Annotated in this window: 27 protein-coding genes; 19 read left to right on the top strand and 8 right to left on the bottom strand. The window is 51.3% G+C overall.

Annotation, left to right across the window (positions count from 1 at the left end; translation table 11 throughout):
* Positions 1-6 precede the first annotated feature (6 nt).
* The 7 genes from AACH41_RS08220 to ndk all read right to left on the bottom strand — a co-directional run bounded on the left by AACH41_RS08220 (position 7) and on the right by ndk (position 7,178).
* Positions 7-831 (bottom strand): ABC transporter ATP-binding protein, encoded by an 825-nt coding sequence (locus AACH41_RS08220; protein ID WP_194747796.1) that lies wholly within the window; start codon positions 829-831, stop codon positions 7-9.
* A 123-nt stretch (positions 832-954) separates the two neighbouring features.
* Complete coding sequence (gene hisS / locus AACH41_RS08215) at positions 955-2,214, bottom strand: histidine--tRNA ligase (RefSeq protein WP_338654369.1); 1,260 nt, start codon at positions 2,212-2,214, stop codon at positions 955-957.
* 27 nt (positions 2,215-2,241) lie between these two features.
* On the bottom strand, positions 2,242-3,522 hold the full coding sequence (ispG, locus tag AACH41_RS08210; RefSeq protein ID WP_338654368.1) for a flavodoxin-dependent (E)-4-hydroxy-3-methylbut-2-enyl-diphosphate synthase: 1,281 nt from the start codon (positions 3,520-3,522) through the stop codon (positions 2,242-2,244).
* Between the two features lie 2 nt (positions 3,523-3,524).
* Entirely contained in the window at positions 3,525-4,796 is a 1,272-nt protein-coding gene (locus AACH41_RS08205) for a RodZ domain-containing protein (RefSeq protein WP_338654367.1), read from the bottom strand.
* Positions 4,797-5,597, bottom strand: coding sequence for a type IV pilus biogenesis/stability protein PilW (gene pilW, locus AACH41_RS08200; RefSeq protein WP_313987990.1), 801 nt, complete (start codon positions 5,595-5,597; stop codon positions 4,797-4,799).
* 3 nt (positions 5,598-5,600) lie between these two features.
* Complete coding sequence (gene rlmN, locus AACH41_RS08195) at positions 5,601-6,719, bottom strand: 23S rRNA (adenine(2503)-C(2))-methyltransferase RlmN (RefSeq protein ID WP_194747785.1); 1,119 nt, start codon at positions 6,717-6,719, stop codon at positions 5,601-5,603.
* 54 nt (positions 6,720-6,773) lie between these two features.
* Entirely contained in the window at positions 6,774-7,178 is a 405-nt protein-coding gene (gene ndk / locus AACH41_RS08190; protein WP_194748437.1) for a nucleoside-diphosphate kinase, read from the bottom strand.
* Positions 7,179-7,414: 236 nt separating this feature from the next.
* Here ndk and AACH41_RS08185 point away from each other — a divergent pair, with 236 nt between their 5' ends.
* From AACH41_RS08185 to AACH41_RS08160, 6 genes are all read left to right on the top strand, one after another.
* The gene (locus tag AACH41_RS08185) at positions 7,415-8,623 is read left to right on the top strand and encodes a formylmethanofuran dehydrogenase (RefSeq protein ID WP_338654365.1); all 1,209 of its coding nucleotides are present in this window, start codon (positions 7,415-7,417) and stop codon (positions 8,621-8,623) included.
* Positions 8,620-10,284, top strand: a complete 1,665-nt coding sequence (locus AACH41_RS08180; RefSeq protein ID WP_338654363.1) for a formylmethanofuran dehydrogenase subunit A — start codon at positions 8,620-8,622, stop codon at positions 10,282-10,284. Before AACH41_RS08185 ends, AACH41_RS08180 begins: the two co-directional genes overlap by 4 nt.
* Before the next feature lie 2 nt (positions 10,285-10,286).
* Positions 10,287-11,213 carry a formylmethanofuran--tetrahydromethanopterin N-formyltransferase gene (fhcD, locus tag AACH41_RS08175; protein ID WP_338654361.1) on the top strand — a complete coding sequence of 309 codons (927 nt, stop codon included), beginning with the start codon at positions 10,287-10,289 and terminating at the stop codon, positions 11,211-11,213.
* A complete protein-coding gene (locus AACH41_RS08170) occupies positions 11,210-11,881 on the top strand; it encodes a formylmethanofuran dehydrogenase subunit C (protein WP_338654359.1) in 672 nt (223 codons plus the stop codon). The genes fhcD and AACH41_RS08170 overlap by 4 nt, the downstream gene beginning before the upstream one ends.
* A 105-nt stretch (positions 11,882-11,986) precedes the next feature.
* Positions 11,987-12,901 carry a rhodanese-related sulfurtransferase gene (locus AACH41_RS08165; RefSeq protein ID WP_194747779.1) on the top strand — a complete coding sequence of 305 codons (915 nt, stop codon included), beginning with the start codon at positions 11,987-11,989 and terminating at the stop codon, positions 12,899-12,901.
* A gap of 127 nt (positions 12,902-13,028) precedes the next feature.
* Complete coding sequence (locus AACH41_RS08160; protein ID WP_338654357.1) at positions 13,029-15,221, top strand: EAL domain-containing protein; 2,193 nt, start codon at positions 13,029-13,031, stop codon at positions 15,219-15,221.
* 10 nt (positions 15,222-15,231) lie between these two features.
* Here the strand turns inward: AACH41_RS08160 and AACH41_RS08155 are convergent, their stop codons facing one another.
* The gene (locus AACH41_RS08155) at positions 15,232-16,227 is read right to left on the bottom strand and encodes an integron integrase (RefSeq protein ID WP_338654356.1); all 996 of its coding nucleotides are present in this window, start codon (positions 16,225-16,227) and stop codon (positions 15,232-15,234) included.
* A gap of 155 nt (positions 16,228-16,382) precedes the next feature.
* On the opposite strand from AACH41_RS08155, the gene AACH41_RS08150 reads away from it, so the two are divergent.
* From AACH41_RS08150 to AACH41_RS08090, 13 genes are all read left to right on the top strand, one after another.
* Positions 16,383-16,685 (top strand): hypothetical protein, encoded by a 303-nt coding sequence (locus AACH41_RS08150; RefSeq protein WP_194747776.1) that lies wholly within the window; start codon positions 16,383-16,385, stop codon positions 16,683-16,685.
* A gap of 65 nt (positions 16,686-16,750) precedes the next feature.
* Entirely contained in the window at positions 16,751-17,089 is a 339-nt protein-coding gene (locus AACH41_RS08145; protein ID WP_338654354.1) for a hypothetical protein, read from the top strand.
* Between the two features lie 121 nt (positions 17,090-17,210).
* A complete protein-coding gene (locus tag AACH41_RS08140; protein ID WP_338654353.1) occupies positions 17,211-17,435 on the top strand; it encodes a hypothetical protein in 225 nt (74 codons plus the stop codon).
* Positions 17,436-17,519: 84 nt separating this feature from the next.
* The gene (locus AACH41_RS08135; RefSeq protein WP_338654351.1) at positions 17,520-17,834 is read left to right on the top strand and encodes a hypothetical protein; all 315 of its coding nucleotides are present in this window, start codon (positions 17,520-17,522) and stop codon (positions 17,832-17,834) included.
* A 78-nt stretch (positions 17,835-17,912) separates the two neighbouring features.
* Entirely contained in the window at positions 17,913-18,233 is a 321-nt protein-coding gene (locus AACH41_RS08130) for a hypothetical protein (protein WP_338654349.1), read from the top strand.
* Positions 18,234-18,351: 118 nt separating this feature from the next.
* Complete coding sequence (locus AACH41_RS08125) at positions 18,352-18,684, top strand: hypothetical protein (protein ID WP_194747769.1); 333 nt, start codon at positions 18,352-18,354, stop codon at positions 18,682-18,684.
* 14 nt (positions 18,685-18,698) lie between these two features.
* Positions 18,699-19,067: a VOC family protein gene (locus AACH41_RS08120; protein ID WP_194747767.1), complete on the top strand. Its 369-nt coding sequence runs from the start codon at positions 18,699-18,701 to the stop codon at positions 19,065-19,067.
* 32 nt (positions 19,068-19,099) lie between these two features.
* Positions 19,100-19,528, top strand: a complete 429-nt coding sequence (locus AACH41_RS08115; RefSeq protein WP_194747765.1) for an EamA family transporter — start codon at positions 19,100-19,102, stop codon at positions 19,526-19,528.
* Between the two features lie 145 nt (positions 19,529-19,673).
* Entirely contained in the window at positions 19,674-20,309 is a 636-nt protein-coding gene (locus AACH41_RS08110) for a hypothetical protein (protein WP_338654346.1), read from the top strand.
* A gap of 59 nt (positions 20,310-20,368) precedes the next feature.
* A complete protein-coding gene (locus AACH41_RS08105) occupies positions 20,369-20,596 on the top strand; it encodes a hypothetical protein (RefSeq protein ID WP_275355444.1) in 228 nt (75 codons plus the stop codon).
* An 87-nt stretch (positions 20,597-20,683) separates the two neighbouring features.
* Entirely contained in the window at positions 20,684-21,979 is a 1,296-nt protein-coding gene (locus AACH41_RS08100) for a PQQ-dependent sugar dehydrogenase (RefSeq protein WP_338654344.1), read from the top strand.
* A 92-nt stretch (positions 21,980-22,071) separates the two neighbouring features.
* Positions 22,072-22,452, top strand: a complete 381-nt coding sequence (locus AACH41_RS08095; protein WP_338654342.1) for a hypothetical protein — start codon at positions 22,072-22,074, stop codon at positions 22,450-22,452.
* A gap of 37 nt (positions 22,453-22,489) precedes the next feature.
* On the top strand, positions 22,490-22,927 hold the full coding sequence (locus AACH41_RS08090) for a hypothetical protein (protein WP_338654340.1): 438 nt from the start codon (positions 22,490-22,492) through the stop codon (positions 22,925-22,927).
* Positions 22,928-22,953 lie beyond the last annotated feature (26 nt).

Here is a 22,953-nt window from a genome sequence, read left to right as displayed (position 1 = left end):
TCGACCTCACGCAGGCGTCAGCCAGTCATAGCGCATGGGCTGCAACACTTTTTTGCCCTCAGCATCGGGCACGCAAGCGAGCAAGGCACGGGTATATGGATGCTGTGGCGCATCCAATACCTGGCTGACCGGGCCAGCTTCTACGATTTCACCTCTGAACATGACGATGACATCGTCGGCAATATCCGCGACCACACCGAAGTCATGGGTAATAAACAGCATCGCCATATTCAGCCGTTGCTTGAGTTCATCGAGCAAGCGCAGCACCTGTGCTTGCACGGTAACATCAAGCGCAGTTGTCGGCTCATCGGCAATCAGCAGGGCAGGTTGGCAAGCAATGCTCATGGCTATCATGACACGCTGACGTTGCCCGCCTGAAAGTTCGTCGGGATAACTGTTGGCGCGCGTGGGATCAATGCCCACTTGCGTTAGTAATTCAGCGACTTTTTGTTTAAGTGCGGCACCTTTAAGCGCTAAATGCGTTTGCAGTGGCTCACCGATCTGAAAGCCGATGGTGAGTACCGGGTTTAACGAGGTCATGGGCTCCTGAAAAATCATGCCGATTTTTCGACCACGGATGGCTTGCATTTCGCGCTCGCTTAATTGGCTGAGATCCTGGCCCTGAAATACCACGCGGCCTTGCATGCGCAATTGCGGGGAAAGTAGCTTCATGATACTGAGCGCAGTGAGGCTTTTGCCGCTACCAGACTCACCCACGATACAGGTTGTCTTGCCACGGGCGAGGCTGAGCGAGGCCTGTTTGACCAAGTAGCGCCCTGGCGCATTGGCCGGGTAAATATTGAGGTCCTGGATATTTAAGATTTCGCTCATGTTGATAGATCAATCACCAGATTCACAAAATTACGGATTTATCGCCATGCCAGCGACCGTTGTTGATATTTACCAGCCTTGCTATTCAGACCAGTCATCATTCAAACAGAACACTGCCGCCAATCAGCCCGCATTAACGATGGAGGCGACTTGATCAAAGCTGACACGTGCTTGCTCGCCTTGACCCAGCATGGGTTTTAAGGTCAGTTCGTCAACGGCTGCTTCATCATCCCCAAAAATGCCGGCAAAGCGCGCACCACTGCGGTCGGCCTTTTTCATTTGTGATTTAAAGCTACCGCCACCGGCGTGCAAGACCACCTTGAGTCCCATGCTACGCAGTCTTTCGGCCAGCGTAAAGGCTTTTTGTGTCGCCAACTCGCCCACATTGACCAGGTAAATATCGGGTTGGTTCTGGGCGGTGACGCCATATTCCTGCATCAACAGGAATACGCGTTCCAGGCCGATGCCAAAGCCACAAGCCGGAGTCGCACTCCCACCAATACGTTCTACCAGCGTGTCGTAGCGTCCGCCGCCGGCAATGGTGCCTTGCGCGCCAAGTTTGGTGGTCACCCATTCAAAGACTGTGCGGTTGTAATAGTCCAAGCCACGCACCAGTCTATGGTTAATCGTGTAAGCAATGCCTGCCTGATGCAATATATTGCAAAGGCCATCAAAGTGTTTTTTACTCTCATCTCCTAAAACGTCTAAAAGCCTAGGAGCTGCTTGACACATGTCTTGCATGCGAGGGTTTTTACTATCTAGGATTCTTAAAGGATTTGTATACAAACGACGCTTAGCATCTTCATCCAATATATCTACATGGCGTTCGAAATATTCAATGAGCCAGTTTCTATATTTTGTACGCTCTTCGGCATTTCCAATGCTATTTAACTGTAATTCAACGTCGGCAATGCCCAGCGCTTGCCACAGTCTGGCCAGCAATACGATTTGCTCGGCATCCACATCGGGCCCTTCAAAGCCAAAGGCTTCTACGCCGATTTGGTGAAACTGGCGCTGACGGCCTTTTTGTACGTTTTCATGACGGAACATGGGTCCCATATACCACAGGCGTTGCGGGCCATTGTAAGTGAGATTGTGTTCCACCACGGCACGTACGCAACCGGCCGTGCCTTCCGGGCGCAACGTCAGTTTGTCGCCATTGAGCTTGTCTTCCCAGGCGTACATTTCTTTTTCTACGATATCTGTATGCTCGCCTACGCTGCGCACAAACAACTCGGTCGGCTCGACCAGTGGCATGCGGATATTGTTGTAACCATACTGGCTCAAGATCCGGCGTGCCGTATCTTCAAGCTTGAACCACAAGGGCGTGGCTTCTGGCAGGATGTCGTAAAAACCTTTAATGGATTGAAATGTTTGACTCATCTTGTACGAATGGGGGAGGTGGATGGCTTATACGGCCACAATCGGGATCACGGGCGCTTTGTTTGTGCGCAGTTTGCCACCTTCGGCATAATGCGTGCGCACATACTCATCCACGATCTGTTGAAACTCTTCAGCAATATGGTCGCCTTTAAGGGTGACGGTTTTTTCACCATCAACAAACACCGGCGCCACCGGCGTTTCGCCTGTGCCCGGCAGGCTAATGCCGATATTGGCTAATTTGGATTCGCCAGGGCCATTAACCACGCAGCCCATGACTGCCACATTGAGGGTTTCCACGCCGGGGTATTGGCTACGCCAGATTGGCATCTGATTGCGTAACCAGCTCTGGATTTGCATCGCCAGCTCCTGGAAATAGGTGCTGGTGGTCCGGCCGCAGCCAGGGCAGGCGGTCACCAAGGGCGTAAATGAGCGGATACCCATGGTTTGCAGGATTTCTTGGGCGACCACCACTTCTTTGGTGCGGGACTCATTCGGCTCGGGGGTTAGTGAGACGCGGATGGTGTCGCCTATGCCTTGCTGTAACAGAATCGCCAGTGCGGCAGTGGAGGCAACAATGCCTTTGGAGCCAATGCCCGCTTCAGTCAGTCCCAAATGCAGGGGATAATCACAGCGTTGCGCCAGCGCCTGATAGACCAGTACCAGATCCTGCACGTTGCTGACCTTGCAAGAAATGATGATTTGATCGGGGTTTAAGCCTAAATCGACGGCTTGCTGGGCACTTTCGAGCGCGGATTGAATCAGGGCTTCGCGCATCAAGGCATCGGCCGAGAGCGGGTTGGCAGATTTGCCATTCTCATCCATCATTTGTGCCATTTTGGCTTGATCCAGGCTGCCCCAGTTCACGCCGATGCGGACGGCTTTTTTGTACTGGATGGCGGCTTCTATCATCGCCGCAAACTGTTCGTCACGCTTGCTGCCTTTGCCGACATTACCAGGGTTGATCCGATACTTGGCCAGTGCTTCGGCGCAATCCGGGTAAGCTTGCAACAGCTTGTGGCCGTTAAAGTGAAAGTCGCCCACCAGCGGCACAGAACACCCCATCGCATCCAGGCCTTTGCGGATGGTGGCGACTTGCGCGGCAGCTTCGGCGCTGTTGACCGTAATCCTGACCACTTCAGAGCCGGCCTGCCATAAGGCATAGACCTGCGCGATGGTGGCAGCCGCATCGGCGGTGTCGGTATTGGTCATGCTTTGCACGACCACAGGCGACACCTGTGTACCATATAAGCCACCGCCGACCGCAACGTGTCCGACCATGACCTGACGGGTATGTCTACGGGATATCATGATTATTTCAATTGAATACGCGCAACACGACCACGTGTGGCTTGGGTTAAATCGTAAGGCTGGTTATCAATGGTCAGTTGGGTGCCTGCGGCATGTCCAACCGTGATATTGACCGGTTTGTCTGTCACTACCTGACGTTCTGAACCGGCCGGCAGTACCTCACTAAATAATTTTTTGCCTTGCATATCTTCAATGCGCACCCAGGAGTCTTCAGTCACTTTAAAGCTCAGATTTGCCTTTTGCGGATCCACGGCTTTGAGCGTGGTCGTTTCAAGCGACTGACCGGCTGCCGGTGTCGGGGTGCTGACAATGGTAGGCGTGCTGGCAACCGTATCAGCCGGGCTCGCTGGCTGCATGCCTGCGGCCGGTTGCATGGCTAGACTGGTTTCTGCGGGCGCCTCTACTGAGGCTGTACTGGCAGTATTACCGGTTTCTACGGTCGCGCTATTGCTTGTTTCGGGGGCGGTCGCAGTTGCCGGAGGCACTGGAATTTCGATTTGCTGACCCGTTGTTTCACTGATTTCTTCCACATCCAGCGCCAGTGAAGCATCTTTGAGTGTGTGCGGCTTGATATGGTTGATATAAAAATAGGCGGCAATCGCGGCCAATATCAAAAAGATCAGCAAGGTGAGCAAGCGTTGCGGACGCAAGACGCGCACCGGTTTATCAATCACCGAACGGCTGGCATTCGAGCGGACACTCAAGGGCAGCGGGGTCTTGTTAGGCACGATGCGTTGATAGGCCTCGATGATGGGTGCCACATCAATATTGAGCAAACGTGCGTAGTTACGGATAAAGCCGCGCACAATGCTTGGTTGTGGCAACTTATCAAAGTCATCCTGCTCAATGGCCTGGATTTGCTTGACGCCCAGGCGCAATTGGCCAGACACTTCATGGATACTCAAGCCCTGTGCCTCTCGTGCCGCTTTGAGGACATTGCCGCAGCCAGAACCATAAGCGATGGACGGGTTCACTGCTTGTTGCGGGATGCTTTCCAAGCCCATGGCGGCACCGTACTCTTCAGGCGCATCGGTAGGTATTGGATTGAGACTGCTAGTATCGTCAGGTGTGATATCCATGCGCGAAGCTTCTGCTGCTGCTTGCGCAACCGAGACTGCTGCAGGCGTTTGCTCCAGGCTCACCGCAGTCTCTGTTGTGGGCGCCTGGCTGGCTGCCGTCTGCGTGGTGGCAGCATTCTTGGGCCGACGGCCACGTCTGGGTTTTTCTGCCGGTGCAGGATTGACGTTGGTGGTATCTTCTGACGTCACGTGCATTTACTCCGTTTTCAGCAATTGTTTGGTTTCATTGGCATTCGGGAACAGTTTGTGCAGTTGCACACTGTAATAATTTGCATCATCGGCCAATTGTAAGGACCGGCAAATTCGGACTGCCAAAAAGAGGGACTCTGGTGTCGGGGCAACGTTCACACTATTTTGCACGGTGTTGAGTGCCAGTTGTGCCTCGCCGCGTGCAAATTGCAGGTTGGCCAATTGATAAGCACTGGCGTGGGCCAATGGGTCCACTTGCAGTGCCTGATAAAAATAGTGCTCAGCCTGTGGTTTTTGCTGGGCACGCAAGGCACAGACGCCGGCGTTATATAGCGCAATTTGCGGTGTTTTATACAACGGATTCTTCACCGCGAGCAAAAACTCTTTTTGTGAGGCGTCGTATTGACCTTGGTCACACAAAAAACGGCCATAGTTGTTGTGTGACTCCGAGTTAGCTGGTTGCAGTTGAATCGCCCGCTTGAATGCGGCTTCTGCGCGTGCTTTTTCACCGAGGGCCGCATAGACCAGGCCTAAACCGTTGTAGGCAAGGGCATAGGTCGCGCTGCGTTCAAGCGCGGTATTAAACTCCTCAAGGGCCACATCGTATCGTTTGAGCCGGAAATACTCCGCGCCAAGTTCGGTATGCACGCGGGCAGATTCCATATCGCCGCTTTCGCGTCCGATAGGCTGCTGGTCATAAGGCTGAGCTTGAGCGTTGGACGAAGGGTTTTGCGCACACCCTGACAGCCACAGTAACAAGGTCACTGCAGAGATGACCACGAAAGGCTTGTACAAGGGGGCTGTCATCACTTACTGTTCCGGGTGTATCGCTATGGTTTTCTCGGTGCGGCGGGTTTTATCGAGCACTTTACCTGCCAGTTGCCCGCAGGCCGCATCAATGTCGTCTCCGCGGGTTTTACGCACGGTGACTACAAAGCCTGCCTGCATTAACATATCACGAAACGCACGCACCTGCATGGGCTTGGACGTCCCGTAACCACTGTTAGGGAACGGGTTGAATGGGATCAGGTTAAATTTGCAAGGGACATCGCGCACGATATTCATCAGTTGCTTGGCGTGTTCCAGGGTGTCATTGACGCCGTCCAGCATGACATATTCAAACGTCACGAAATCACGTGGTGCTTTGACTAGGTAGCGCTCGCAAGCGGCCATCAGATCTTTAATTGGATATTTTTTATTAATTGGGACGATCTCATCACGTAGCGCATCATTCGGCGCATGTAACGACACCGCCAAGGCGACGGGGCAATCTTCTTTGAGTCTGTCCATCGCTGGCACCATGCCGCTGGTCGACAGGGTGACGCGGCGACGGCTTAAGCCATAAGCGCTGTCATCCAGCATGATTTGCATCGCCGTGACGACGTTGTCATAGTTGGCCAATGGCTCACCCATGCCCATCATCACCACGTTGGAGATAATGCGCTCACCGGGTGGCAGCAAGTCATAGCCAGGCGCCTGGCGCAGGGCGTGATTGGCAATCCATAGTTGGCCGATAATTTCGGAGACGTTGAGATTGCGGTTGAAGCCCTGGCGACCGGTGCTGCAGAATGTGCATTCGAGTGCACAGCCTACCTGACTGGAGATACACAGCGTGCCGCGGTCATCTTCAGGGATAAAGACGGTTTCCACACTGTTAGACGTGCCGTCTCTTAAGTTGTTTGTGCCGATCAGCCATTTGCGGGTGCCATCATCTGACACTTGTTCCAACTGCACGTCTGGCAGCGCAAATTCGGTTTCCTGACGCAGTTTTTCGCGCAGAGTTTTGGCAATATCGGTCATCTGGTCGAGGTCAAGCACCCCGAAATGATGCATCCAGCGCATCAATTGTTTGGCGCGGAAAGGCTTCTCGCCGAGACTGGTGAAGTACTCGGCGAGTTGCGATTGGTTAAAATTCAGTAAGTTAACCAAGTGTATTCCTAGTTCGGTATCAATGTGATCGTCTTTAAGTGACGAAGGGTGTGATTAACCGAAGAAGTATTTGATTTCGATGGCCGCATTTTCCAAAGAGTCGGAACCGTGCACGGCGTTAGCATCAATGCTTTCAGCGAAGTCAGCACGAATGGTGCCAGGGGCTGCGTCTTTAGGGTTAGTTGCACCCATCAGTTCACGGTTTTTCAATACCGCGTTTTCGCCTTCCAATGCCTGGATCATCACAGGACCAGAGATCATGAATTTAACCAGGTCGTTGAAGAAAGGGCGCTCTTTGTGCACAGCGTAGAAGCCTTCAGCTTCAGCTTGAGTCAGGTGGGTCATTTTAGCTGCAACAATTTTCAAACCGGCGTTTTCAAAGCGGGTGTAGATTTGACCAATCACGTTTTTTGCAACGGCGTCTGGTTTGATGATGCTGAGTGTACGCTCTAAAGCCATGAGAACTCCAAATAAAGTAATGAACAAGAAAAACAAACGACTATTCTACTATTTTTACTGTGATTGATAAACCTTAGATACGGATGACAGGCTTTTATTGCGTTAAATAGCAGGCATTCATTGCTTTATTTTTTTTATCTATTGTCAGCAGATGTTTTATGATGTGATGGTTTCCCACGGTCAGGTGGATATTCAGGATTGAATACATAAAGATCAAAACGAGAGACTATAAAGCCATGACAAATCAACAAAACAGTATGCATGCATGCCCGGCTTGCGGCTTGCTATGTGACGACATTTCGGGGGAGGCCATTGCCAAACAGCAGTTTTCGTGTGGCAAAGCCGCAAAGTTCTATGCGCGAACGAGTAATGGTGCGCAACCTCGGGTGGCGGGGCAACCTGTGTCGCTGACCCAGGCCGTACATGCCGCCGTCGAACTGCTCAAGCAAGCCAAAACGCCATTGATCGCCGGCAGCAGTACCGATGTCCACGGTGCGCGTGCTCTGGTCAGCCTTTCGCATCATACGCATGCGGCAATGACGCATCTCAATGCCAGCAGTACGCTGCGCAACATGCAGGTATTACAGCATCGCGGCTGGCAGACCACCACCTTGACCGAAGTACGCAACCGCGCAGATGTGATCCTGATGATAGGCACTGATGTGGTGAGCCACAATACCCGTTTTTTCGAGCGCGTGGTGTGGGTGCCTGAGGCCATGTTTACCGCGCCTGCCGCCCGCAAGATCATCTACCTGGGCGGCGATGACCTGAATACCAAGCCTGGCGTCTCTCCCGATGGACGCGCACCTGAAGTGATTCCTTGTGCGAGCGAACAGTTACCGGAGGTGGTCGCCACCTTAAGGGCCCTGGTGATGGGCAAGCCAGTGACTGCGGAAACAGTGGCCGGGGTAGACGTGAGCCGTTTGAGAACCGTGGCTGAGACGCTGAAGGCAGCCAAGTACGCCACCTTGGTGTGGGTATCCAAAGACCTGCATTATGCGCATGCCGAATTAACCATTGAAAATATCACTGAAACCGTGGTCGCCTTGAACCAGAAGAGCCGCGCCATGGGTTTGTCGCTTGGCGGCAGTGATGGCGATACCAGCGTCAACTACGCACATACCTGGCTTAATGGCGTGATTATTGATACACCAGACTGGGAAAGCCATGACGCGGTGGTATGGGTGAATAGTTACAGTCCGGATGCGATGCCGCCTGCAGGCACTAAACCCGTGATTGTGCTCGGTGCTGCTGACAGCCAATTTGAAGAGACGCTAGCAGTGTTTATCCCCGTTGCGACGCCAGGGCTGGACTGCAACGGCCAGCAATTCCGTGTGGATGGCTCGGTTACCTTGCCGCTCAGCGCAGCCAAGCCTTCTGACCTGCCCACCTTGTCACAAGTGATCGCCATGATAGAAACAGAACTTAAAGGAGTGGCGGCATGATTACCGTACTCAAGAACGCTAAAGTGATTGACCCCGCGCACGGCAAGGATGGCGTGGTGCAGGATATTTATATCCGTGATGGCCGCATTATTGCCAAACCGGCCGACAGTGAAAAAATTGCGCAGGTGTACGACCTGAATGGCAAGATCGTGATGGCCGGGGCGATTGATATGCATAGCCATATTGGTGGCGGCAAAGTCAATATTGCCCGCATGCTGCTGCCTGAATACCAGGCCATGCGCAAGCTGGAGGAGCCTGAAGCTCACATCTGCGGCGCCAACTGCAGCCACCATGCGACACCGAATACCACCGATACCGGCATGCGCTATATCGAAATGGGTTATACCGCTGCCTTTGAGCCGGCCGTGCTCGCCGTGAATGCGCGTCAGGCGCATATGGAAATGGGTGACACGCCGATGATTGATAAAGGCGGCTACGCCATGCTGGGTAACGATGATTACCTGCTGCGTTTGCTGAGCCAGAATGCTGACCAGAAAACCATTAATGACTATGTGGCGTGGACTCTGCATGCGACGCAAACCATAGGCATCAAAGTGGTCAATCCGGGCGGCATTTCCGCGTTTAAATTCAATGAGCGCCGCCAGGACCTGGATCAACTGCACAGTTATTACAACATCACGCCGCGCCGCATTTTGCAGGCTTTGAGCCGTGCCGTAAATGAGATAGGTATTGCCAAACCTTTGCATGTGCACTGTAATAACCTGGGCGTGGCCGGTAACTTTCAGACCACGCTGGATACCATGGGCGCCAGCGATGGCATCCCCATGCATTTGACCCATATCCAGTTTCACAGTTATGGCACCGAGGGCGACAAGAGGTTTTCTTCTGCCGCCGCCAATATTGCCGAAGCGATCAACAACAACAAACACATCACTGCGGATGTCGGCCAGATTCTGTTTGGCCAGACCGTGACCGCGTCTGGCGACAACATGATGCAGCACTTAAACGCCAAAGTGGCCAATCCGAAAAAATCGGTGATTATGGACATTGAATGCGACGCCGGCTGTGGCGTGGTGCCGTTCAAATACCGCGACCAGAACTATGTCAACGCCTTGCAATGGGCGATTGGCCTGGAAGTATTTTTAAGTGTGGATGACCCTTGGCGCATTTTCCTGACTACAGATCATCCGAACGGTGCGCCGTTTACCAGCTATCCGCATTTGATCCGTTTGCTCATGGATAAAACCTTCCGTAATGATGCGTTTGACAAGCTCAACCTCGATGCGCAAGCCATGAGTAACCTGAAATCATTGGAACGCGAATATAGCTTATATGAAATCGCCACCATGACCCGCTCAGCCCCGGCCAAGTTGATTGGCCTGCACGACCGGGGACATTTGGGCGTGGGCGCTGCGGCTGATATTACCGTCTATACCGATCAGGCTGACAAGGAGGCGATGTTCGCCAAGCCAGACCTGGTGTTTAAAGACGGCGAGCTGGTAGTGAAAGAGGGCAAAGTGGTCAAGGTGGTGTGGGGCGCAACACATACCGCCAAACCAGCCTTTGATCTGGGTGTGGAGAAAGACATCAAGCAGTATTTTGACCGTTACCACACCATGCAAATGCACAACTTTAAAATTTCGGATGACCAGATTGCGGAAGATGGCCGCAACCATGTCATTAACCATAGCCAGGGGTGAATATGCAGTTAAATGGCGTAGACATAGACGATACCTTTGCTGAAGCATTTAATATGCGCGGCACGCGTATCCTGATTACGGCGCAAAATTTGCGCTGGGCATATAACGCCGCCAATGCCATGACGGGTTTTGCCACCAGTGTGATTGGCTGTGGCGTCGAGGCGGGCATAGAGCGGGAGTTGTCCGAGGATGAAACCCCGGACGGTCGTCCGGGCGTTAGTGTGCTCATGTTTGCCATGGGCAGCAAAGTGCTTATGCAACAACTCGAAACGCGCATGGGCCAATGTATTCTCACTTGCCCAACCGCGGCCGCCTTTGCCGGGATTGAGTCAGAAGACATGATCAGCCTCGGCAAACATTTGCGCTTTTTTGGCGATGGTTATCAGGTGTCCAAACAAATCCCCGATGCCACGGGCAAGCTTAAGCGCTACTGGCGTATTCCGGTGATGGATGGCGAGTTTTTAACCGAAGAAACCACGGGCATGGTACGTGCCATTGGCGGCGGTAACTTCCTGGTCTTGGGCGCCAGTCAGGCACAAGTGCTGACGGCCTGTGAAGCCGCCATTGATGCCATGCGCAAACTGCCCAATGTGATTATGCCTTTCCCGGGCGGGGTGGTGCGCTCTGGTTCCAAGGTGGGCAGCAAGTACCCCAAAATGTTTGCCAGTACCAACGACGCATTCTGCCCAACCCTTAAAGGCGTGGTTAAGAGCGAGCTCGATCCACGGGTGGAAAGCGTGATGGAAATTGTGGTCAATGGCCTGACTTTTGAAGATATTGCTGTTTCGATGAAAGCTGGGATTGAAGCGGCCTGTAGCCTGGGTAAAGAAAATGGCATCTTGCGTATTTCTGCCGGTAACTACGGCGGCAAGCTGGGCCAGCACCACTTTAAACTGCGTCCAATTTTAAGCGGGGAGGTGACCGCATGAGCCATATCGTATTAACCGCCAAGCCAATCTCGCGCACGGTCGATTGCCGTGCCTTATTGCCGCTGGCCTTGCAAGGCAAAACCGAGACCGAGATCGGCGCCATCAAACTGGCGGCCAATTTGTCTGTTGCCGACGCGTTTGAGGTGAGCGTGGACGCAGCCACAGAGGCAACTAAGCTGACTTTTAAAAACACAACTTCTTCGCACCAATACATCGGCTTCGGCATGACGGCTGGCCAGCTATTGGTTGAGGGGGATGCGGGTGACTTTTTAGGGGCGCAACTGCAAAACGGTATTCTTATTTGCAAAGGCAACGCTGGCGCACGTGCCGGCGACCGTATGCGTCGCGGCATGCTGTTGATTGAAGGCAATGCCGGTGACTATTGCGGCTCGGACATGATGGCAGGGACGCTGGGCGTACTGGGCAGCACAGGTGTATATCTGGGTTACGGCATGAAACGCGGGACTTTATTATTGGCACAATCGCCAGCGCCGCAGGCGACCTGGATAGACTGTGGTTTGCACAAGCTGCCTTTCCTCAAAATTCTGTATAAATCCTTTAAGTTGCTAGATAGCCGCTTTGCGCAAATCAGCAGTCAGCGCGTACAACGCTGGATGGGCGATATGGGTGGCCTCGGTAAAGCCGAGATACTGGTGATTCAGCCTTAAAGCCAATCAGTGTGCGTATGAAAACGGGCCGCGTGCCCGTTTTTCTTTTTGCATCAGTGGGTTAGAGTGGTAAAATCGCGATTTTGCAATCAAGCCAGATTTCTCATGAGCCAATATCTCACCGCTGCCCTCTATAAATTTGTCACGCTGGATAATTATAAAGACCTGCAACAACCGATTTTAGAGACTTGCCAGCAACACCAGATTAAAGGCACCTTGCTGTTGGCGCATGAAGGGATTAATGGCACCATTGCTGGCAAGCCGGAAGATATCCGCGCCGTGCTCACCTACTTGCGCCAGGATCCGCGACTGGCTGATCTCGAGCACAAAGAATCTTGGGCCGATAGTCATCCGTTTTACCGCATGAAGGTCAAGCTCAAAAAAGAAATCGTCACCATGGGCGTGCCAGAGGTAGATCCTAATCTGGTCGTGGGCACCTATGTTAAGCCCGAAGACTGGAATGCCATTATTTCAGACCCGGACGTCATTGTGCTGGATACACGCAATGACTATGAAGTGCATATTGGCACCTTTAAAGGCGCGGTGGACCCGAAAACCACCACCTTCCGTGAGTTTCCCAAATATGTTGCCGAAAACCTGGATAAAACCAAGCACAAAAAAGTCGCCATGTTCTGTACCGGCGGCATCCGTTGCGAAAAAGCCTCTTCTTTCATGAAGCAACAAGGGTTTGAAGAGGTGTATCACCTGCAAGGCGGCATCCTTAAATACCTGGAAACCGTGCCCAAAGAGCAAAGCCTGTGGGAAGGCGAGTGCTTTGTGTTTGACCAGCGCGTGGCGGTCAAGCATGGCCTGGAGGTAGGGGACCATGACCAGTGTTATGCCTGCCGCATGCCACTCACCACAGAGGAAATGCAAAGTGAGCAATATGAAGCCGGTATTTCTTGCCCTTATTGCTACGAAAAATTGACCGCAGAAAAGAAAGAGTCTTTGCGTGAGCGTCAAAAGCAGGTGAAGCTGGCCAGATTGCGCGGCCAAAATCACATCGGCGACAGTCAATAACCCTTTGATCAGCGCGCTTGCGCTGATGGCATAAAATTAGTAGTGTTACAAAAAATTTAATTTTATGAATTGACATAAAAGCAAATTGACATGTCATTCATCTATGCTCTTTGCCTAGGGGGTTGTGATGAAATGCCCAGTAATACCTGCTAATGAACCGCAAAGGTTGCAAGCGCTATTTGACCATGGCCTGCATCAGCCAGAAGTCATTGCCAATCTGGAGCCGGTAGTAGACATTGCAGCACGCATGTTTCGCATGCCGATTGCGGCCGTCAATATGATCGGTAGCGACCATGTGTTTTTCGCCGCCGCCGTCGGTGCTGGCGAAATGGATATGCGCCGTGATGTTTCTTTTTGTGCCCATGCTATCAACGAAAACCAGGTCATGGTCGTCCCAGACGCCTTGCTGGATGAGCGCTTCCATGACAATCCGCTGGTCACGGGTGAGGCGAATATTCGTTTTTATGCTGGGGTCAGGTTGCTTTCACCAGAAGGCCTGGCCTTAGGCGCCTTGTGTATTGTCGACCACCAACCTCATTTTGATTTTTCTTTAGAAGACCAGGCCAGATTGAGGGCGCTGGCGCAAATGGTATCTGACCGGCTTGAATTACGCCGCATTGAAATTTCAGCCAGCCGTACCCGGCCAAACTTTGAAGAATATGCGGCGCATGCTGCGACCCCTATCGTCTGGTTTAATGCCGCCAAGCAGATCATTGCCTGGAATCAGGCCGCGGCCGATATGTTTGGTTACCGTCTCATCGAGGGTGAGGGCCGCCCACTGCAAACATTGTTTTCCAGCTCGGATGCTGCGCTTTTACAAGAGAAAATAGACACCATATTGCAGTCTCGGTCACTAGACCGTGTGGCGAGTTCGTGTGAGCTCACAGGGCTTCATAAAGAGGGGACGAGCTTTCTGGTCAATCTATCGTTATTTTCCTGGCAAGCTGAAGGCCAGCTGCAATTCGAAGCAGTGCTCAAGCCCGTGCCAGCCACTGCAGCCACGCTGCAAGCAGAAAGCAAGCAGTCGTTGCTCGATACACTCACCGGCCTGTATAACCGGGTCCGCTTTTACCGTTTTGTTGAAGAAACACTCAGCCAGCCACATGCTGCCGCGGTGTTTATGATAGATCTGGATGGTTTTAAAGATATCAATGACACCATGGGGGGGACCGTTGGCGATGCCGTATTGAGAGAAATCGCGCAACGGTTATTACGGATTGTCCCTGCGCATGGTCTGGTGGCGCGTATGGGTGGGGATGAGTTTGCGGTCGTCGTGCCCGGCCTGCAAGTGCCAACTGATGCCACTCAGTTTGCGCAGCAACTGATTGATGGCATTGAGCAACCGATGCAAATGCAAGGCCAGTCTGTGAGGGTGATTGCCAGTTGCGGAGTTGCGCTTTCGCCCTTGCATACGCTTGAAGCCTTAGAGTTAGTCAGCAATGCCGACCTTGCTTTATTCAAAGCCAAGGCACAAGGACGTGGCCGCGCCTGTTTGTTTGTGCCTGAGTTGCGCCAGGCCGCGGTATCGCGCCGCCAACATGCACTTGAATTGCATCGTGCTGTCGATGAAGGCGAGTTTTTGTTGTATTACCAGCCTCAAGTGAACCTGCAAACTGGCCTCATCACTGGCGCCGAGGCCTTGATCCGCTGGAACCATCCACTACGCGGCCTTCTGCCGCCTATTACTTTTTTATCCGCACTAGAGAGCGGACCACTGGCCGCCACGGTGGGCAGCTGGGTACTTGATGAAGCCTGTAGCCAGTTGGCTTTTTGGCGTCGCCAAGGTGCCGGGCATTTGCGGGTAGGGGTGAATTTATTTAGCGCGCAGTTTCATACCGGAGAGTTGGTCGATGAGGTGATGCTGGTGTTGGCAAAACATGGCCTACCCGCGCAAGCGCTGGAACTCGAAATCACCGAAAATATCGCGCTGGATCAAGATGAGATTGTGCTAGCCACGCTACGCAAACTCAAGCAGCACGGCGTCGGTATTGCCTTTGACGATTTTGGGACCGGTTACGCCTCGCTCAGCCTGCTCAAGACTTATCCCCTCACACGCATTAAAATCGACCGCACCTTTGTCAATGGTATGCTGCAACACAAAGAAGACGACTCCGTGGTGTGCGCGACCCTCGATATCGCCCATGGCTTTGATTTACAGTCGATTGCCGAAGGCATAGAAACGGCAGAGCAATATCAATACCTTAAAAGCAAACAATGCGAAGAAGGGCAGGGGTATTTGTTTGGCAAACCCATGCCTGCTGATAAATTTTCCCAATTAATCGGCTGTGAAAATCTCTCGATGATAAAGCAAACACCTTAGCGAGACTTGATTACACAATTGGTTTGATCACATCAAGTGGACTGGCCACGCTCCGTCCGCCAGTGTTGACCAGTTGCGCATAGACTTTAGTGTTTGCCTCATTGGCATGACCCAACAAGCGCTGCACGGTCTGCAAGTCATGGCCACCTTCCAGCAAGTGTGTGGCAAAGCTGTGCCTCAGTGTATTCGGCGTCACGGTTTTTTTAATGCCTAATTGCTTGGCCACATTTTTCACCGCCCGCTGTATTGGTTTTTCATCCGCATGGTGGCGGTAAACTCCGCCTGATTGCTGCGCAACCGATAAACGGCTTGAGGGAAACACATATTGCCACTGCCAATCCTTACCTGCATTGGGGTAGCGTTTAGCCAATCCCTCAGGCATCCAGACTTCCCCTAAACCTTTACTCAAATCCTCGGCATGTAATACCTCAATAGACGCCAAATGTGTTTTTAAAGGATGCACCAACGTTCCTGGTAATAATGTCGTACGGTTTTTATAACCTTGCGGGTCGCGCACCAAAATTTCCTGCCGATCAAAATCAATATCCGCCACCCGCAAGCGCAAGCACTCCATCACCCGCAAGCCACTACCGTATAACAAGCTCACCATCAACCACATCATCCCCTCTAACCCAGAAAGTACGGCCTGTATCTCCTGCTTGCTCAATACCACAGGCAAGTCTTTCTTTGCCGGTAACTTGGTCAAGTTTTCAAGTTTTGGGAGATTCCGCTCCAACACCTCATCATACAAAAACAGCAGGGCGCTTTTCGCCTGACTTTGAGTGCTAGCCGCCACCTTTTTCTCTACCGCCAGATGGTTCAAAAACGCCTCAATTTCAGCCGTGCCCATGTCTCTGGGGTGGCGCTTGTCATGAAACAAAATAAAGCGTTTAATCCACTGTATATAAGCTTCTTCGGTGCGGTTGCTGTAATTTTTTAAACGCAATCGCTCTACGATTAAAGGAAACAACTTTGGTGCTGGTTTTACCTCAGGTGTGTTTTCCATACTGCGATCCTTTTATTAAGGTGTAATAAAAATATAATAATAATTGATTTAATTATGATAAATCATTTTATTGAATTTACAGCCACCGGCCTATATAAAGTTTAGGTTCGTTTTTTGGGTCTACTTTTCGTTAGGCATAATCCCAAGGAGTAGTTATGAAGATCGTCGACATCAATAAACTTTGTTCAATCATTGATGAAGAAAGCAAAACGGCAACAGAAAGGGTGCTCTACAGAGATACATTTGCTCTTGCCTGTTATCTGCATTTGAATGGTCAAAAGATTGCGGGTATAAAGCTCTGCAACACGCTCTTCGATCATCTGGGCAGAAATTTACGAAGTACATATCTTTCGAGTGTCACATCTACGCTGGCCGGTAACGAAAAAACATATGCTCGTAATATTTCTGCGCATCTGGAAATCAATAAACTTTTTGCGCATAGGGAAAGCAATGTCTAACATACGGTCAAGTTCGCTATGCTGGGACTGCGCTAAAGCGCAGCCCCTTCCTCAACGTTAACCATATGAACCGCGTAGATGCTCTCAAAGCTCTTGTCTATGCTGAGTTACCAATTGCTCAAGCAATTGCACGAATGTCTGAATTTGCATGGGACAGTGAAGAGTATGTAGTTGTCTTAACTCCAGAAAACCTAGAGCGGGTTTTAACTTTATTTGCCGAGGGTTCAATCACTGGGTCAGATGTTGAGAGCTGGGCCAATGCTCTTGAGTGCAGAGATGATTTGGCATTATCCGAACCTGTCGTTAGTGAGGTTCTTTTCGAGCTTGCCAACCCATTATTAACTCATGCACTTTCGCCAGAGAGAGTCTATCATTTGCTCTCTGTTGTTAAGCATGTTGGCTAACTCATCCATGAAGCGGGATTGGCGAGAACTTACTTCGATGCGCGCAAGTTTAATAATTCCGGCTGCGCTGCCATCCTCGCTAGCCCATTAAACTAACGCTACACTTATTGAGCATTTAAATATGAATCTGCCAGTAAAAACAAAACAATACATCGCCTTTGTCTCATTTTCTTTTTGGATCATGGCAATTGCAGGCTGCACTTCTCAGTCGTGGTATGAGGGGGTAAAGCGCGGAGCTGAGAACAATTGCCGCAATCAGCCCCCGAGTGAGGTTGATCGTTGTTTAGAGAATTTGAACAAGAAAACCTATGAAGAGTATGAAAAAGAGCGCTCCAATCAAAAATAGCGGGCTTTTTACAGCGCTCCGGTTAGACCCTGTCTAAGGGCACCCAGGGTAGACGTTAGAATCCAGACTTCTTTCCAAAACGCTATGAAGCTGTTCGTCAATTTGATGCGCCGGTTGGTAATGTGGCCGTTTCGGAGGAGAGATTTTTCAGCCATTGCCAATATCGGACATCAAGAGTTTGCCAGCGTTTTGGCATGGCTTGAGCAGACGGGCTGGAAAATGTATGCGCGTTACGGTGGCTTTGATGCTGGAATTGATTACGACTGCATCCGCTTAAAACGGGCTGGCATAAAGCTAAAATGTGAGTGGGATCCTTATGATGAATGGCGCATTGAGGGGCCGGTAGAGGTTATTGCAGCAATAGCAAGTCAGTTTGATCTTGTCGCAACATCTGAGTGAGGCTTGGCAATATGCAATCAGGTTTCAGCAAAAGTCATCAACTAGGGGCTGCTGATCGTGCCAGAGTATGAGGGGCGTATGGCGGTTTCAACATTTCAAGCGATCAAGTTGGCGATTGTGAGTGTCACGGGCCTTTCAAAAGACGCATTGCATATTTATGTTGGGTTGATGGTATTTTTTGTTGCGATGTGCATTTTTCGTAGGCAGGGGCATCGTTTTATGCCCTTGCTCACTGTGTTTATCATGGCCTGCTGCGGTGAAGTGCTAGATATGCGGGATGACCTGCATAGCTTGGGATATTGGCGCTGGAATGCCAGTTTGCATGATGTGATTAATACGCTCTTTTGGCCTTTTGTGATTGCTGTGTTAATGCGCAAAAGTTGGTTATTTAAACCGTAACCTTAGCCTGAAACTTACGTGGGTGTGGTCGTGAGTTCGGGAAATCCATGCTGGACGCGTGCAAGTATAGCCTTTACCATGAGCATCAATGTATTGCGTTAAGGCAGAAAGGATACACGTGGCCATTCAGTTTTTACCCATTCTTAAAGCCGTTGCGCCTTATCTGGCGCAGGTGGCAACGGCTGCCATTCCGGCATTTACCGCCAAGCCTGAGGCGGAAAAGGTTGATCCTGTATTGACCAAGCAGATTGAGGAGTTGCAGACAGCGACTTTGCAGAATGCCGAGTCTATTCACTTGCTGGCAGAAAAAATGCAGCAGGCCATCCTCGCTCTGGAAGACGCCGCTGAGGAGGCCAGAACACAGGTAACGACATACAAGACCATGTTGTTTTTGTCGTTGGGGTTATCTGCGACAACAACCATCGCGATGATCTATTTACTGGTTAGATAGCGAAAGGGGCTGAGATGTCAACTCTCCAGGTCACTGAAATCAAGGCGTTTGTGCCTAGCAAAGACTTTGCGTTATCCAAGCAGTTTTATCTTGATTTAGGCTTCAAGATGGCCTCGGAGGGTGGCGGGGTGGCTTATTTCCACTTTGAGCATGTGAGTTTTTTGTTGCAGGATTTTTGTGCAGAAAATCTGGCAGAAAACTTTATGATGCATTTGCTGGTCCCGGATGTGGATGCCTGGTGGCAGCAGATTGAGCAAACGGGCATTGTGCAAAAATATGGCATCAAGCTCTGGCCGATACAGTTGCAGCCATGGGGGATGCGCGATTTTTGTCTGACAGATCCTTCTGGCGTGCTGTGGCGCATTGGCCAGAATGTGGATTAGGACATTTCTTTGATAAGCCGGGGAGGGCGTCAATGACGGGGGATTGGTTTTTCTGGGCGGCGCTGTCGGCCTGTTTTGCCGCCTTAACGGCAATTTTTGCCAAGGTCGGTATTCAGGGCATAGACTCAGACTTTGCAACATTGATTCGTACCGTGCTGATTACGCTGGTGCTGGCGCCCTTTGTCTGGCTAGCAGGTAAGTGGAGTAATCCCTTGAGCTTGCCGGGACGTGCCTGGCTGTTTTTGAGCTTGTCAGCGCTGGCGACGGGCGCTTCCTGGCTGTGTTACTTCCGTGCCCTGCAATTGGGTGATGCGTCGAAAGTGGCACCGGTGGATAAATTCAGTCTGGTGCTGGTTGCACTATTTGCCTGTCTGTTTTTGGGTGAGCGCTTGTCTTTGCGCGAGTGGTTGGGCTTGGCACTGGTTGCCGCAGGCGTGTTGCTGCTAGCCCTGAAGCGTTAGTTGTACCCAGGGCTGATAGCCCCAAATGGCTATTGCTTGCGCTGTGAATTTATTGATAAATGCATGCGGTGATCACGGCGAATGAAGCTTTTTATGCTTGATGACGTGATGCCTAGCCAACAAACCAGCGTTGAAAGTATTCAGCATGCCATCTTCACTGTCCTTTTACCGTGCTTTTGCTGTCACCCTGGCCTTAGGGTTGGCTGGATGTTGTACGCCTAAGCCGACCAGCATTACCCAGCCTATCCCCCTCAAATCTGCCGCAGAATCCAGCGTGGCTTTGCATGTGATTGGCGTTTACCAAGGCACATTGCCACCAGAGGCAGACCAGCGACCCTGGTGGGCGCAATGTCAGGCAGCCAGGGCGGCAGCGGGCAAGTTGGGGCCACTTGTGCCAGGCGAATGCGATGCGTTTTTACTGGCGGGTCGTGATCAGCGCATAGTCACTGTAAATATCACTGACGATAGCAAACCCATGATTCTCGGCCTGATGGCTTATGAGCCTGTCACGTGGCATATTCAGCTGGCGCCGGGCGTGGTGATTCAGAAAGTCATCCTGGGGGCTTATCACACGCAACGTATCGTCGGGCTGGATGAGGTGCAGGTGGACGTATACAGCTATGACAATATTGCTTGTCCGCGCTGCACTCAAAAAGGGCACGCGCTTTATTCCTACGAACATGTCCCACTGGAAATGGAGTTAGTGGCAGGCATGCGGGCGACTTCGTTTCAGGGCAATTATACGGGCGGCACTTACCAGATTTTTAAAGGCATGCAGTAGTCTATCCGTGCAGCCCACTTTACAATGCTGGCTTTAAGTATTTGGGATTGGGTGACGCTGTGTTGCGAGGCTTAATTTACGGGTTAACCATTTTGCATTTAGGTCCAGGCTTTGCCTTTGCCGTGGTTGCATTTGGGTGCGATGCGTCTTTTGCCGCCTTGCAAGGGGTTTGCCAGCAGGACGCATTTGCCGCCTTTATTCAGCTCACCTTGATCGCTTGGGGCGTACTGATCGCCGGACTATTGCTTAAAATTTATATCACAAATTACTTTAATAAAAATAAATAATATATTGTTTAAAAATACCTTTTAATTTTATTTTTAAACTTTTTTAGCAAAGGCTACTCGAAAAAATAAACTAATAGGGAGCCTTCATTGCATTATTCACTCAAAAGCGCGAGCCGTGCCTCGCGCGTATCTTTGATTCATTTTTTCTTTGTTTTGCTGTTGTCCGGGTGGTTGGGCCAGGTGCAGGCAGACGATGCGACAGTGCCCAAGTTATTGCTCTCTGGCAGTGATGCTGCCCAAGCAGATAAAGAGGCAAAGCAGGAGCCGGAGACACCAAAGATTGTGTCCGTGTTTGGGACGCAAGCCCTCAAAGAGTATAAATTACCGTTTGAGGATCAGTACCCGACGGGCCCGTTTGAGCGCCTGGATAAAAAACTATTACTGTTTATCAGCAAGTGTGGCGAGGTTTATTTTGTTCGCCAGAATGAAACCATGGAGCTGGTGAAGCCGGGCAAGCCGCTGGCGAAGTTTATTCCGGGTGAAGAAACTTCTGCCGATGAAAGTAGCAGTAAATCGCTGGTGTATTGCCGTGAACTGTCAGGTGTCAAGGATTCATTACTGGTGGGTAAGACCCTGTATGTGGCTTATACCGCCTGGGATCAGGCCAATAACGGCGTACGACTGGCTGTCAGCGAATTTGAGGTCGACGTAGAGAACAGCGAAGTCAGTTTTAACCGCGAAATTTATATTAGCCGGCCGGCGATGAAAGAGCCGATACTCGGACATCAGGTGGGTGGCAAACTGGCGCTGGGCGAAAACGAGCGGACCTTGTACCTGAGCATAGGCGATTTTTCCAAACCGGACCGTGTGCAGGACAAGACCACCTCGGTTGGCAAAGTGATTCGTATAGACTTGCAGCGCTTGAATGCAGAGGTGTATGCCAGTGGTTTCCGCTCCCCCTCTGGCGGCTTGTATTTTGACCGCGACAGCAATGAGTTATGGTTGACGGATCATGGCCCCAGGGGCGGCGACGAAATCAACCTGATCAAACGTGGCAAAAATTATGGCTGGCCGATTGTCAGTTATGGCACTATTTACGAGCGCGACGGTATGAGTGGCTATTATGGCAACAAGTTTAATAGCCACGAAGGCTACGAAAAACCGGCCATGACGTTTGTGCCTTCCATCGGCATCGGCCCGCTAGTGAAGTATCCGGCCACTGGCCGCAATGATTTTTGGGACCATGATTTGTTTGTGGCTGGCATGGGTAATACTACGCTGTATCGCGTGCGCAAAGAGGGCACGACTCTGGTGTATGCCGAACCTGTGTTAAGTGGTTACCGGATTCGTGCCATCCAAATTGACCAGAATGGGACGTTTTATCTTAAAACGGACCATAATCAATTACTGATTTCCGAGCAGGAGCCGCCTGAGTCCAAATAGCACGGACCAGGGAAACCAGGAGGGGCGAAAATGATAGTGGTGAAGAGCTATAAACATCGTGGGTGCTATGCAGTGGATGGTGAGGTGAGCGCATGTTCAAATCAGCGCTCATGATTACGGCTATGATAGGTGCCCTGTTGGCACTTGGCTTTGAGCTATATGCTGCGCGCGGATTTGCTTTTTTGGAAAGTGCGAGCGGTTTGCTGATCACTTTATGGACGATAATCCCTTATCTGACGCTGCATGCAGGCTATTATTTTTTTGAGCATCCGCGCATACAAAAACAATGGTTGAGCTTTAGCGTAATTGAAGTGGCTGTCGTCGCCTGGCTATATTTCCAGACCGTGGTCATGTATCCCGATGCGCAGGGCGGTCTGATTTTCCTGTTTTTGCCCGTCTGGCAGGGGACACTAAATATGCTGGTTGGCATGCTGCTGTACTGGCGTCAAACGCGCTTAAATCGGCTGCCTTAACCCGGTATCTTTTCATCTTTGCGCAACTTGCTTCCCTATGCCTAAATTTATCGTGGATTGTTTGCGCTATCTGTGGGCCGCACCTAATACCGTACTTGGATTGCTCTTTGCCAGCCTGCTCATGCTGACGGGCGCGCGAATGCGACAAGTGGCGGGTGTGCTGGAAGTCTCTGGCGGTTGGCTGGCCAGCCGCTTGGCCCGGTATAGCGGCTTTGCTGCGATAACATTCGGTCACGTGGTGCTTGGCTATTCCGCGCATGCTTTGCAGCAGTTGCGCGTACATGAGCATACGCATGTGCGGCAAGCTGAATGCTGGGGCCTGTTTTTTATTCCGGCCTATTTGCTGGCTGGACTGTGGCAGCTGTTACGCGGACGCCATGTCTATCACGATCATCCGTTTGAAAAGGCTGCCGTGGCCGCTGAATGCCGTCACTTTAAGCGCTTGCCGCAGGCGGTGATCACGAATGGGCAATAAAAAACGCCAGCAGACTGGCGTTTTTT

It is taken from the genome of Methylophilus sp. DW102 (assembly GCF_037076555.1).
Taxonomy (GTDB): Bacteria; Pseudomonadota; Gammaproteobacteria; order Burkholderiales; family Methylophilaceae; genus Methylophilus; species Methylophilus glucosoxydans.
The sequence above is the reverse complement of the archived record's forward strand: the minus strand, read 5'-3'. Positions and strand labels throughout refer to the sequence as shown.